The organism is Streptomyces sp. NPDC048142, assembly GCF_043202835.1.
GTDB lineage: Bacteria > Actinomycetota > Actinomycetes > Streptomycetales > Streptomycetaceae > Streptomyces.
Genome location: NZ_JBIDBC010000006.1, coordinates 84886 through 97908 on the forward strand (window position 1 = coordinate 84886; position 13023 = coordinate 97908).

At 68.3% G+C, this 13023-nt stretch carries 8 protein-coding genes; 3 read left to right on the top strand and 5 right to left on the bottom strand.

What is annotated here, in order from left to right:
* Positions 1-26: 26 nt before the first annotated feature.
* From ACGF2Y_RS10490 to ACGF2Y_RS10500, 3 genes are all read left to right on the top strand, one after another.
* Complete coding sequence (locus tag ACGF2Y_RS10490) at positions 27-1001, top strand: hypothetical protein (RefSeq protein ID WP_392944906.1); 975 nt, start codon at positions 27-29, stop codon at positions 999-1001.
* A gap of 266 nt (positions 1002-1267) precedes the next feature.
* Positions 1268-1501: a DUF4277 domain-containing protein gene (locus tag ACGF2Y_RS10495; protein ID WP_392944908.1), complete on the top strand. Its 234-nt coding sequence runs from the start codon at positions 1268-1270 to the stop codon at positions 1499-1501.
* A gap of 85 nt (positions 1502-1586) precedes the next feature.
* Positions 1587-2153: a hypothetical protein gene (locus ACGF2Y_RS10500; protein WP_392944910.1), complete on the top strand. Its 567-nt coding sequence runs from the start codon at positions 1587-1589 to the stop codon at positions 2151-2153.
* On the opposite strand, the gene ACGF2Y_RS10505 is transcribed toward ACGF2Y_RS10500, so the two are convergent.
* The 5 genes from ACGF2Y_RS10505 to ACGF2Y_RS10525 all read right to left on the bottom strand — a co-directional run bounded on the left by ACGF2Y_RS10505 (position 2071) and on the right by ACGF2Y_RS10525 (position 12993).
* On the bottom strand, positions 2071-2898 hold the full coding sequence (locus ACGF2Y_RS10505) for an IS5 family transposase (RefSeq protein WP_392944912.1): 828 nt from the start codon (positions 2896-2898) through the stop codon (positions 2071-2073). The two genes, ACGF2Y_RS10500 and ACGF2Y_RS10505, sit on opposite strands and share 83 nt — an antisense overlap.
* Before the next feature lie 481 nt (positions 2899-3379).
* On the bottom strand, positions 3380-4396 hold the full coding sequence (locus ACGF2Y_RS10510; RefSeq protein WP_392944914.1) for a hypothetical protein: 1017 nt from the start codon (positions 4394-4396) through the stop codon (positions 3380-3382).
* A gap of 1347 nt (positions 4397-5743) precedes the next feature.
* Positions 5744-7966: an RNaseH domain-containing protein gene (locus ACGF2Y_RS10515; protein WP_392944916.1), complete on the bottom strand. Its 2223-nt coding sequence runs from the start codon at positions 7964-7966 to the stop codon at positions 5744-5746.
* 423 nt (positions 7967-8389) lie between these two features.
* Positions 8390-11698 carry a hypothetical protein gene (locus ACGF2Y_RS10520; protein WP_392944918.1) on the bottom strand — a complete coding sequence of 1103 codons (3309 nt, stop codon included), beginning with the start codon at positions 11696-11698 and terminating at the stop codon, positions 8390-8392.
* Entirely contained in the window at positions 11695-12993 is a 1299-nt protein-coding gene (locus tag ACGF2Y_RS10525) for a hypothetical protein (protein ID WP_392944920.1), read from the bottom strand. Before ACGF2Y_RS10525 ends, ACGF2Y_RS10520 begins: the two co-directional genes overlap by 4 nt.
* Between the last annotated feature and the right edge of the window lie 30 nt (positions 12994-13023).

Genomic DNA, 13023 nt, shown 5'->3' on the forward strand with positions numbered 1-13023 from the left:
GTCGGACGCTCCCAGAGAATGGTGCCGTGGAACGGCAAATCGACTTCTCGCGCGACCGGCAGATGCTGTGCGGCGGCTGCGGCCGTCGCTTCGTCGTCGATCTGGACTGGATCAATCGGTGGGAGCAGGTGAAGGAGACCTGCCCCGGCTGCGGCACGGCTTGCGGGCACGAGAACTCGCCTCGGGTGACGCTCGACTCCGGCGACCCGGCGCTCGACGACGAGAGGGTCGCGCAGTTCTCCTGGTACCACACGAGCACGCAGCCGGACTGGCCGACGCGGCACTTCGACCCGGCAGCCGTCTTGACTCCCGAGACCCGCAGGAGGATGGGCGGAGAGCAGCGGGTTTCCGCGTGGGCCGCGCGCCAGCGGGCGAAGGCCCTCCACGTCGGTACGTACGAGGCCGCTGTCCACAACATGCTGCGTCGGATCCGCGACCAGGCGGACCAGCGCAGCCAGTTCTATCTGTATCGGGTCCGTCTGAAGCCATCCGTCGTGGTGCGGGAGGGGTGGCTCGTCGACCCCAGCAACTTCGTCGGCGACGTCGTGCTCGACGAGGTCTGCCCGCCGGGCGTCGACGTCGCCCGCTACCTGAACTTCCACGAGGATCCGGGAGGGCTCTCGCTCGCGCTGGGGAGGGACGCGATCGCCAGCGTTCAGCGGATCTCTGTTCCGCTCCCCGACGCCTGGGATGGCGGCTGGGTGCGCGATGCCGTCGCGGCTCTCGAGGGCGTGAGCGGCACCGTCGTCCCGGCGACCGGCAAGCTGGCCCGCTTCATGCGGCCGTCTTCGTCGCGAGCCGTCCTGGGCCGAGAGCTCGGTGCGTTCCTGGCTGGCAGACTGCCGGTCAACCTCCAGGACCAGTTCGCGTCGGCTGCGGCGTTCGCGGAGGGAGAGGATCCAGAGCAGTGGGCGCGACGGACCAGCGGGCTGTTCGATCTGATCGACGATCCGGCTCGCGTGCTGGCCGCGCTCGACCAGCAAGATCCCCGGGAGGTCTGAGAACGGCCTGTCCGCTCCTGAGGGGCAGGAAGCCCGGAAGTTCGCTGTCGGTCTTTCAGGTTGACGCCGCCCTGAGTCGGGAGAGCGGGAGCAGGGGCTTTGGGGTTGGCTGCCGTCGCCGAGGAATCAGGTCGAGCTCTGCCGCCCTTGCCCGACCCGCAGTCGCCGCAGCCAACCGCTTGGTTTGAGGACCGTCTCGTAGACGGCCCGGAGTGTCGTCCGGGCGGACGGAACGCCCTCGCGTGGAGGTCGTGATGGAGTCCGTGGTGACCAAGCGCCTGGGCGCTCTGCCTGTCGCTGCCGAGTTTCTGCGTCGGCTGGACGTCGCGGGGATCGTCGACGGGCTGCGGCCACCGCATTCGCGGGCGGACCTGACGCACGGCCAGGTGATCGAGGTACTGATGGCGAACCGGCTGACCGCTCCCGCGCCGCTGTTCCGCGTCGGGGACTGGGCGTACTCGTGTGAGTGCGTTGTGGCAAAGGGAGTCCTTGTTCGATGAGCAGGGGTTTCTTCGTGTGCGGGGCATGGTCGTGGAGGGGTAGGGGCAGGCAGCGGGCGGCTTGTTGTTGATCGAGGAGGTTGTGATGCCGTCGGTGCTGGGGTTGATGGAACGGCGTGAGGTGCGGGCGAGGCAGGAGCTGGAGTCCTGGACGGAGGTCCTGGAGCAGGCTCAGGTGGAGGTGGATGCCGCGCGGGAGCGGGTCGAGCGGGCCCGGGTGGGGCGGGAAGAACTCGTGTCGGTGCTGGCCGAGGAGAGCGCGGTGACTACGCCGGTTTCTGTGCCGTCTGGTGGTGAGGTGGCTGCCGCTGGGGGGTCGAACGGTTCAGGCCCGGTGCATGGCGGGCGGCCGCCGGTGTGGCTGCCGGGCATGGGTGAGGAGGTGCTCAGCGGTGTATACCGGGAGGTGTTCGCTGCGGTGGTGGCCGCTTCGGAGCCGGTGAACGGGGTGGAGCTGGCACGTGCGGTGGGCCGGGAAGCGGAGATCAAGAACGAGGTGGAGAAGATCCGTCACCGTGCCTATGTGCTGGAGAAGCGGGGCTGGCTGGTGCGGGCGGAGGACGGACGATTCATGCCGACGCCGGAAGCAGTCGCTCGGGACGCTTCTCCGGCCGGCGCGGAGCGTCTGCGGCCAGGCGCCGGGACAGCCTGATGGTGGCCGCCCACCACACCATCTGGGCATGGTGGTCGGGGCGGCGTTCGTGGTCGCGGTTGAGGCGGCGTGAGCGGGAGAGCCAGCTCAGCGTGCGCTCCACCACCCACCTGCGGGCCAGTACGACGAATCCGCGTTGCCCGTCACAGCGCCGCACGACCTCGATGCGGACACCATGTCGGGCGAACGCCTTCGACAGCGCCGAACCCTGGTAGGCGCTGTCGACCCACACCAGTTTCAGCAGCCGGCCCGGCTGTTCCATGAATGCCTCCAGCAGCGCCGGGGCGGCCTTGGAGTCGTGCACATCGGCCGTGGTCACGGTCACCTCCAGGAGCAGGCCCTCGGTATCGGTCAGGATGTGACGTTTGCGGCCGTCGCGTGACTTGCCGCCGTCGTATCCGCGACTGTCACCTACGGTTTCGGAGGCGTCCACCGACTGGCTGTCGATGATTCCCCCGCTGGGCTCGGCGTTGGGCCCTGAGCGTTCCCGCGTCGTGCGGCGCAGGCGTTCGTAGAGTTCACGCGCGTAATCGCAGGCCCGCCAGCGGCGGAAGAAGTCGTAGACCGCCCGCCAGTACGGGAAGTCGACCGGCAGGGCCGTCCACTTCACACCGTTGTCGACGAGGTAGCGCACCGCGTCGAGCATCTCGCGATGGCAGAACGCCTCCGGGCGTCCGCCACGCTTCAGGAGCCAGGCCGGCACCGGCATCACGGAGCGGACCTCGGCCCACTCCGCATCCGTCATGTCACTCGGATAGCAGCCTGCCCGCCGCCCCGCAGCGATCGAACCGAACCTGTGCACGTAGCAGTCACACCCAAGGGTGACCGCGGTGGACGCAGGCACAGCAGAAGTGGTCAACTCGTCCGACAACGGGTCTCCTTGCTCCTGACCGGCCTCAACAACCACGTCACTACCAGGGGGCCCGTTTCTCTATGCCCACGACCGCATCGGCATCTCTGTCCGAATGGTCACCCGCCCCGCGGGCTTCGAACGAGATCCGGTTTGCCACAACGCACTGAGGCCGTCAAGGGTCTTGGTGGAGGCCGATGCGTGTCCCGGCTGGTGCATTGACGCATCTCATCGGTGTCTTGCGCGGGGCTTCGGCGATGCAACCGCAATGAAGTATCTCCAAGCGGCTCATCATCCGCACCGCTTTAAACAGGACCCAACACAGGCCTGACCAGCGCTGGTCTCCGGCGGCATGCCGCCGGAGAACACAGGACGATCAGACTGTCAGGTGCTTCGCGAGGTCGGTGAGGCTGCTGAAGATCGGAGTGTTGAACTCCTTGTCGAGATGGGAACGGTTGACCGCGGTGTCCCACGCCTTCTTATCCGTGACGACCACGTCGCAGTACGGAATCGCGATCGACAGCGCGGCTATGTCGCGCAGATCGTTGATCGTCCAGTTCCGGTGCACGTCCTTGAGATAGTGGAAGTGCATCATCGTGACGACCTTGCGGGACGGAAGCGCCATCAGGAAACTCGTGAGATCGTCCCGGCTGTGAAACGGACCCTGCTTCACGAAGCCGGCGCTCATGAGCGCGCGGGTGTAGTTGTCGATGATGTCGAAGCTGAGCTGGCGGGCGACAATGGCGTCCATCGATCGCTTAGCGATTTCCGGGACGGTGCGCAGTGTGTTGATCATGACGCTGAAACTGGCGAGCTGATCGTCCGCGACGCGCCGGGCCGCATAGGGGTCATAATCCGGGATCGCGGACCGAAGAGTCCCGGGTGGCCCCCTCAGGACCCAGTACTCGGTGGTCGCGTTCGCCGAGGCCTCGAACTCCGACACTGACATCCCCAGGCGGGTCTCCAGCTCTTGGCGGTTCTCCTCCGTGATTCCGTTCAGCACCATCCGCTTGGCCTCGCCGAACGCGAACCCCACGCCGATACCGAATTTCGTCACCTTCTTGGGGAAGGCGGGGCGGCCGAGCTGGCGGTTGAGCTCCAGCGCCAGTTCCTCATCGACGATCTTAGACCCGGGTGCCATGGTCACGAACCTGGACAACAAGGCCATCGCGTCCGCCGCCCGCTCGCGGTGAGCGTCGCGGGGATTCTCGGTCAACTCCATGTAGTGCACGGTCGAGAGGGGAAATATGACCTCTCCCCGCTCGACATGGCCCTGGAACTGCTTCAGAGCCATGACGTGGTCGGGGTTCTGCGGGTTGCCCGCGAGTGCGTCTCCGAGGGCATACCAGTGGTTCAGGTCGAGATAGACCATCAGCGGAAGGGGTGTTGCCATGCCCGCGATGCTAGGTCGCCCAATCGCCTGATGCATCGGACTTTTCCCGTTGCGCGAAGCCCGTCTGGCAACGAGTGGATCAGCTGGTATGTCTCCATCGTGAAAACGGGAACCCGTTGGTCTCTTCGCCCTGAAGAGCTCCGACACCTCCGAGTTCGGCGCGACAGGGCCTCAGGAATCCGCGAACCCGTCGGCTTCCACGGCCGTCGCCGCGCTGGACGACCTTACCGGTGCTACCTACGGCCGGGCCAAGATCGATGTTCTGGTCACCCCCGAGCAGTGGGACGCCCTGGGCCGCATCGGCGCCCCAGGTAGCCTGGCCTCCGGTGCCCAGAAGGCCATGGCAGCCGGGGTCGCGTCTCTCGACCAGCTATGAGGCGGCAGAGCGCCCGTTACCTCGTCCCCGGAACCACGGTCAGGCGTACGCCAACCCTCGTGACTTTCTTGGCCCCCGCCCACGACGGCGGGCGACCTGGACTGGGTTATGACCGCTGGCCGGGCGCAGCGCGCACTGACGATCGCGGCGCGCCTCAAGGCCGCCTGATCCTTACGCAGTTCGCGCTCCGTGCCCGCTGCCCGGTGCGGTCGCGTTCGGTGAACTGCTCCCTGTCCCTGCCGAGGATCTCGTCCGTGCAGGTCAGGCTGCATGTCGGTACTCGTGGATGCCGCCGAGGCGGTCACGTCGGCGTATGTCGAGGTGGGTGAGCTGCTCCGAAGCGGTGATCGGTGGGGGCAGAGCGTGCAGTGGTCGGGCGCCTGCGCCGCCCAGGAGGCGGTCGGGTGCGCCGTCGCGCCCAGGACGCGGATGCGTCGGCCGACGTGCCCGATCACCGCGAACACGTACAGCCGCGTCCCGGACAGAGTGATGGTCTCGAAGAAGTCGCAGGCCAGCAGGGCATCGGCCTGGGAGCGCAGGAAGCCGGCCCAGGTCGTTACGCCGCGTTCGGGTGCCGGGTCGATCCCGCCATCCTTCAAGATCTCCCACACGGTGGAGGCGGCCACCTGCACGCCCAGGACGAGCAGCTCACCGTGGATGCGCCGATACCCCCACCCGGGATTCTCCCTCGCCAGACACAGGATGAGAGCGCGGATCGAGCGCACCGTGCGTGGCCGTCCCGAACGATTTGGACGGGAACGGGCCGAATGGCGGCGCGCGAGAAGATCGGCAAGCTGATGACGTTGTTCGTCACCGTGAACCCTCGGCCCCTACGCCGATCCCGCGGACCCGCGTCGGGTTCCCGCACGGAGACTGGCGGAGCAGGTCCTACAGGGGCTCCAGCCGGGCTGACACCCTCTCAGCCCGGCCGTGTGGGAGCTGCCCGAGCGCCGTCATGTGCGCCGCGCTGATTACAGGATGTACTCCTCCATCAGTTCGGCGAGGTGGGCGATGGCTGGCCAGGTGGTGGCGATCGTCGTGTGGGCGTGGAGACGTCGCTGGGCGTGGACATACATTGCCCAGTCGGCGGGGTTGTCTCCGTCTTGGAGGAACGCGGGCACGATCTCCAGGGAAGTCGGGTTGGAGCAGGTCTTGGTTCGGTTGCCCGGTTCGGCCGGGTCGAGCTTGGTGACGCCGAGCGCGGTCTGGTTCTGGGCCGAGCGGGGGTTGATGCCCCAGAACGCGCGTTCTCCGACCTGGACGACCCCGGAGAACCGCCCGTACCTCGTCACAGGAACCAGCTCTTCCGATTCCTCGCCGGTCCTGACCAGCTCCTCGGTGACTCCGAAGGACCGGGGGACCGCGTCGCGGTCGCTTCGTTCCCGGAGCCGGATGATTCGCAGGCCGGGCTGGTCGCCGGGCTTTCGGATCGCCGGAGTCACAGCGGGGTCGGTCATGCCGACCCCTGGCAGGACCAGCTGGGCGAAGGCGATCCGGCTGTCCTGCAGCCACGGCCAGATCTCCCGATCGCTCGTCCGCGCGCGGCGTACGAGCAGGAGCCGGTCGGCTGTGGAGTCGAGGGCCAGGGCGCCGGTGATGAACTCGGCGAGGGCCGCGCGTGAGGTGCGGGTGGCTACGCGTCCGCGGCCGGCGGTCAGCGCCTCGGGAAGTGCGGTCAGCGGCATGGGGTGCTCGGTCGGGCTGCCGGGCGTGGGCATGAGCTGTGCGGTGGGCTCTTCGTGGGTGTGCTGCCGGATGAGGATGGGCACGATCATCCGTTCGCCCGCCGGGACGAGCCAGACCGTGATCAGTTCGAAGGCGCCGTCGATGCCCTGGGGTACGGCGATCTTGGGTAGGTGGCCGGCCTGGCGGAGCGCGTCGTTGAGGGCGGCGGCGGCGCGTTCGATGTCGCTCGTGGCGAAATCGGTGTCGGCGAAGCGCTTGGTGAGGGCGGCTTTGCCGGGATTGGGGTTGGCCGGGGCGATCGGGCGAAGGCACTGGACGTTCCGGCGGAGAGCCGGGAGGGTCTTCTTGAAGAGCTTCTTTGGATCGCCTTGGCGCGTTCGTGAGAAGTAGGCGGCTCCTTCCATCTCCACGATGCAGGCGATGGGTTCGGCGAGGCGGGGGAAGGCTTCGGCGATCCTCGTGGCGCGCTCGGTCTCGCTCCTTTCGTACTCGGCGCGTCGCACGGCCTTGTCGGGGTTGGTGGAACGGGGAAGGCCGGCGGTCAGGTCCCGGGGGTCGCAGCGGTGGAGCGTGACGTTGATCGGCCCCGTGAAGCCGGCGGAAGTCGCTGTGGATCGGCCGGGGGCCAGGCCGAGCTTCGCGGCGGCAGCGACTTGCAGGCCCTGCCAGGTCCGGTCGGAGGACACCCATACCTCGATTTCGTAGGTAGGGGCGTCGGGCAGCTCCAGAGGCAGGAGCGCCTTGGCGCGGGTCCGGGCCTTGGGCGTGGGCGCGAGCGGAGCCAGCCCCTTCTCCTCCAGCTGGTGGGCGACCCGGGTGAGGACCTCCATGTGGTCGCGGGGCTGGTAACCGTGGCCGACGGGGTGGTCGTGGACCGAGCGCACCGGCGGGGCGCCGTCCTTGTCGGGGCAGCGGTAGGTCATGCCGGTGCTGTGGACGAGGTGGGCGGCGAAGGGCTGGGCTGCCGCGTCGCCGGGCGCGGTGCGCAGTTGGTCGAGGCTGGGTGGCTGGTGGTGGGTGAGGCGAGCGAGGATCTCGGCGACGCCCGGCTCCCAGGTCCAGGTGCTGCTCTCCCCGCGCCGCTGGATGGTGACTCCGCTCTGCAGGAGCATGGGCCGCTCGCGGCGGTGGACGAATCCTTCCTTGGCGGACAGGAGGACGCTGGCGGTCGGGTCGCTGAATCCGCGGCGGGGGATGTACTCGACTGGGCGCGTCGCGAGGCGTGTCATGTTCAGGTCTACGTGGAGGTGGACTTCGGGGACGCCGGGCACTGTCTCGAGGTGGAAGGTCAGGACGTCCACACTGGCTCCGGCCGAGCCGTCTGTGTCGGTGAGGGTCTCGGGTGCGCCGAGGTGCAGGGTACGGCGGCCGTCTGCGCGCGTGGGACCGAGCCGCAGGTCGCGGTGGTGTCCTAGAAGTTGGAGCCCGTTGCTGGTGAGGTGCTCGGCGACGAGGCTGGGCAGGAGGTTGAAGACGTGGCTCGGGGGGGTTGGCGGTGCCGTTGGCATGAAGGTCGTGGCGGGCGAGGTCGAGTTCCTCGGGGATCCACTCCAGTTGGCCGGCGCCTTCGAGTTGGCTGTACCAGTCGGTGTCGGGCATGTGGGGTGCCACGCGGGCCGAGGCCCATGCCGACAGAGCGATCAGAAGGAGGTCCGGGTCGACCTCGGTCCGGGCCCGGAGCCATGCGGGATCGCGGGGATTCGTCTGTACGGAGGTGATGTCGGGGTCGATGAGGGTGAGCAGGTCCCTCAGCGAGCGGGTGGGCAGGTAGTCGGGCCCGCCGCGGGGGCGACGGCCGGGCCGGGTATCCCACGCCCTCTCCAGGAGGGCGAGCATCCCCGGCGGGCAGGTCGTTCGATAGCCGGTGACGGGCCAGGTGGCTTCCGATGTGAAGGTGAGGACGGTGGCTTGGGTGCTGCGGTAGGCGGGCATCAGCGGTGACCCCAGTCGATGTTGTCGAGAAGATGGGAAGCCAGGCCCCAACAGGCCTTGGCGAGTTCGTGCTCGAGCCGCTCGGAGGCCGTGGCTGCAGGGCCGGGGTCGGTGAGCCAACCGTGCAGGAGCTGCTGCGCGGCGACGATCACGCTGGTACGGGCGGTGTCCGGGGCGGTTTCGTCGAGGTTCGCGGTGCGGGGGGCGAAGGCCGCGTCGCAGAGGTAGACCAGCACGGGCTCGTTGCCGCGGATGCCACGGCCGAGGGTCTGGTGGAGGGGAACGAGAAAGTTGCCGACGAACGCGGCGTGCTCGATGGGGTCGGTGAGCCGGGTGAACAGGACGGGCTCGCCCACCCGTCGCTGCCAGCGGCGACGCTCGCTGCCGCGGAGCTTGCGCGCGAGGTCAACCGGATCGGCGTGGTCAAGAGTGACGTCGGCAGGATTTCGAAGACGGCGCATCGCCTCGCGGCTGAGGAGCGAGAGCGGGAAGGTCGCGTCGTCGGCGGGCGGATGGATCCGGGCCAGGTAGAACACGGCGCCGAGGGCCGCGACGCGGCGGGCGTTGAGGATGTTGTGGCCGCGTTGAACAGCGCCTTCGGCTGCCACGAGGATGTCGGCACCGGAGGCGGCGAAGGTGGCAAGACGCCGCCGGGGGATGCTGTGGCGGGTGGGCGGATCGTCGTCGCGGATGACATGGAGGGCCGTGTACGGGGTCTTCTGGTTGATGTAGTCGGCGACGGTTTGAGCGTCCCGCGTGCTCTGCACGGTGAACAGGACCTGCTGACGGTCGGAGGCAAGACGCTGACGGGCCTGCTGGAGCAGCGACTCCCGCGCACCGGGGGCGGGATTGCAGATCCACTCGGCGGACGCGCACAGGGCGTGCGCGTGGAGGGTCGGGTTACCTCCGGTGCCCGAGGTGAAGACCGGGCGGCCGTCGCGGTAGCGCGGCGGACGGAAGAACATCTTGCTTTCCAGCAGCGCCGCCCTGGCCTTCTCGGGTTCGCGCAGGACCAGGTTCGGGGTGACGTCGAGGTGGAAGCGGGGCGAGGCGGGCATCCAGCTGGTGGCGGAGGCCAGAACGACGTTAGGCCCCTGGATCCCTTCGGCCTCCAGGAGGTCATGGAGGTGATACAGCAGCCACCGGCCCACACCACGCAACCACAGGATGCTGAAGGACCCGCTGTCGCCGGCGGGGTTGGGCTGCCACTGCAGTGCCATCAGATTGCCCGCGGCCTGTTCGGGCACGAAGGACATCAGGTCGCGGGGCGGCTGGCGGCTCCAGAAGTCGTCGCCGTCACCGATCTGCGACGGGCTGATGGCCGGCAGACGCTGGGCGACCTCGAAGAACGATGTGGTGATGCGCGCGGCCCACAAGCCGCCCTGCAGCAGCTGCGCGAGTTCCGCCGCCGTGCCCCGGGCCGTGATGCCGTCGAGTACCGGCAGATGGGCCGCGATCCACGCCTCGGCGGCCTCCTGCGCCGACAGGGGAGTGTCGTGGGCCGCTGTCATGGCCTCGATCAGCTCGGCCCAGTTCTCTGCGGGCACCTGGAAGGGGGCGGTGACCAGCGGCTCGAAGTTCTCTTCGAAGTACCGGTCGGCGGCTTCCTCCAGTTCCGCCTTGCGGGCGAAGTCGTTGCGCTCGCCGAGGCCATGGAGGCTTCGGGACAGGCGCCGCAGGAGGCTGTATCCGGTGAACGGTCCCTCGGCGATGATCGCGCGCAGGTGGTCGGCTCCCGGGTCGATCATCAGCCGGTAGAGCTCCGTCAGCGCCTGGTCGTGGCGCCGGAAGTGCTTTTCGCCCGCCGTCACCTCGGGGTCCCGCAGGACGAGGAACCACGAGTGCTCCAAGTGCTGTCCGATCCGATCCCCCACGCGATGGCTCCAGCCCCGGCCGGGTTGGGAGAGAATCTCGTGCAGCAGGAATCGGTCGTCGAACTGCTGCTGCACGGTGTCGGCCTCGTCCAGCAGGAGAACGGCCAGGTGATGCTGGGCCGCTTCGGCGACGCGGACCTCGATCTGGGACTGCGGCATCATCGTGGAAGTCAGGCCGGCAGCCGTGGTCACCCACACCTGGGCATCGGCCACATGGCGAGCCGCTGCGTGGGCAGGGCATCGCGAAAGGATCGGGCAGTCCCGGCGCCCGCGCTGGCCGTCCACGAAGAGCTTGCCCCTGCACGGCCGCTCCTCCCTCGGGAGCGGAGCCCGGTCGCTCCTGCTGGTCAGGCGCAGCTCCTCCACGTAGCACTGGTCGTCGGCGAACGCTGCTCCAGCATCGGCCCCGGTGGGAAAGGTGGTAGCGCCGTCGTGGAGGAGGGAGCGCCAGTAGCGGTCCTTGTGGACTCCCTCCCGGGTCCGTCCGAAGATGGGGACAGTGTTGATGCCGAGCGCCTGCAGGAAGGTGACCTTGGCGTACATGTCGCTACCCGAGGCGAGCACGAAGCCCACCTTGCCCCCGCGCTGGGCAACGATGTAGGCAATCATGTCCAGCAGTGTGGACTTTCCGCTGTTCATCAGGCCCACCACGTGCCACAGACCGTCGATGACCATCTCCTGTGGCTGCTCCAGGAGGCGCCCTCCCGCATGGTCGGCCAGCAGGGCCTCCATCTGCTTCAGCCGCTTGACGAAGTTCCGGTTTTCGATCTCCGGGTGAGCGACCGGGAGCTCGTCCATCTCGGCGGCAGCCCGCTTGAAATCCTCCATGGTGAGAGGAATCGGCTCCCGTGTTCGGAAGGCCGTCGCCGCCAGCTCGGGCGGGGCCGGCGCAGGGACGAACGTCTCAGGGATACGGATCTTTTCCCAGCTGCCGTCAGTTCGCTCGAAAGAGCACGTCGAACCAGGCGGCGCCGGCCGATAGCCGTTCCCCGCCTTGTAGGGGGCGGCTTCCTGAAGCTTCTGCCGGTAGACGTCATGGCGTGCCGCGGCGTACGGGGAAGGGCGCCGGCTGAACACCGTCGACAGTTCAGCCTTGTGCCCCGCCATGTCGCCTGGCTCGAACCCGCGCACCTGGGCGGGGAGCTTTACGTAGTGGTCGAGCTTCTCCCGCATCGTCCCGGTCTTGGCAACCGGGCCCATCAGCTCACGCAGAGTCCGGATCTGCGGGTCGAGCACCGGGTCCAACCGCATGTACCCGGCGAGCACGGGCCACAGAGCGCCGATGCCCCGCCCCGGCATGTGATCGGCCAGGAACGACAGCCCCAGTTCGAGGGCACACAGCTCCCACGGCTTGAGCGGGCCGAGCATCGGCCGGACGCACTCGTCATCCAGCTCCTTCACCAGCGAGGTGCTCCAGGAACGGGTGTCCCTCATCGTGCGCCTCCCACCTTGGTCGCGCGGATGCGGACTTGCCGCAGGAATGCCTTCTCATCGAGGACTTCGACTCCGGCGGCCCGGCCCTGGAGCTCGCGTTCCAGATCCGTGAGGTAGCCAGGTGTCTGGAGGCGGTGCATCGGGACGACGATGATGCGCCGACGCGCCGGCACACGGGGATCGCTGCGGAACCCCCTGGCGAGGAGGGTGGGGCTCGCACAGTCCTTCGCGTCGATCGCCCAGCATTCCCTCCCCCCGACGGCGCTCACCGGTTCGAAGATCAACGCCGCGTCCCAGGCGTCCAGACACGGCCACGGCTCAGCCCGAACCCGGTCCGCCGGCAGTTCGGCGAGCCGGTCCAGCAGCCGCCCTTCGAGCAGTCCAGGGTCGTGGAAGAACTGACGGGTCGCCCTGTGCTGGGTCCAGTACCCGCCCAGACACGCCACCTCGAACCGCTCTGGCCTTCCGTCGCACCCTGGAGTGCCGCAGCCGCTCGTCCCGTCGTCGACCGGGTTGCGGCACTCCCGACAGCGACTCAGCCGGACCTTCCCCGGACTCTCGACCGGATGGAGGATGTACGCGGTGCGCACGAACTTCGCGAGGTACGAGTCGCTGTCGGCGTCCGCCTTCGGCAGCTCTCGAGTCAATGCGTGGACGTCGCGGTCGCTCAGCACGGGGCGATCGATCAGCAGGCGCCGCAGGCGGCAGTAGATTCGCTGGACAGCCTCCTCGTCGTCACCGTTCATCCGAGCGCACGACATCAGCGCCGCGAAGGTCTGGTTTTGAACCAACTCCGCCTCGACGTCTGCGTGCCGGACCAGATCGGCTGCCTGCTCGGCGAACTCTGACAGCTCATCCTGGTCCAGCAGGACGGCTTCGAGATCACCGTCGGCGAGGGAGAGCGGAACGGGCCAGGACCCCAGCGGGCGACGGCACCACTCGAACAGCTCAAGGTCGTTGCCAGGCCAGTCCGACCCCAGCACCTGCGCCTTCCACCACAACCGCCCCCGGGCGTCACGCCAGGCGCGAGGCAATGGACTGTGTGCTTCAGCAGACCCGAAGTGCCCGGCATCCGCCTGCTGCCGACCGAGCCGGATCCTCGCCAAGGCAGCACACAGCAACTCCACCGTCACGTAGTCGTCCGCTGAGCTCCGCAGGCCCGTTCCGCTGGCGAGCACGACGTCTGGTGACTCCACTGTCCCCTCCGCCGATGGACAGTCGCCTGGCGACTCCGGTGCGGCGGACTGAGTGGGCGCATGGCCAGCGAATCTGGCGGCTTCCTGAGTAGTACTCACAGCCGATCGGTATACAGCACGTCACTGACA

What these genes read in the sequence shown, in the direction of transcription:
- ACGF2Y_RS10515 (WP_392944916.1), bottom strand. Translation starts at nt 7,966, where the DNA reads ATGCCAACGGCACCGCCAACCCCCCCGAGCCACGTCTTCAACCTCCTG.
- ACGF2Y_RS10500 (WP_392944910.1), top strand. Translation starts at nt 1,587, where the DNA reads ATGCCGTCGGTGCTGGGGTTGATGGAACGGCGTGAGGTGCGGGCGAGG.
- ACGF2Y_RS10505 (WP_392944912.1), bottom strand. Translation starts at nt 2,898, where the DNA reads ATGACGGATGCGGAGTGGGCCGAGGTCCGCTCCGTGATGCCGGTGCCG.
- ACGF2Y_RS10520 (WP_392944918.1), bottom strand. Translation starts at nt 11,698, where the DNA reads ATGAGGGACACCCGTTCCTGGAGCACCTCGCTGGTGAAGGAGCTGGAT.
- ACGF2Y_RS10510 (WP_392944914.1), bottom strand. Translation starts at nt 4,396, where the DNA reads ATGGCAACACCCCTTCCGCTGATGGTCTATCTCGACCTGAACCACTGG.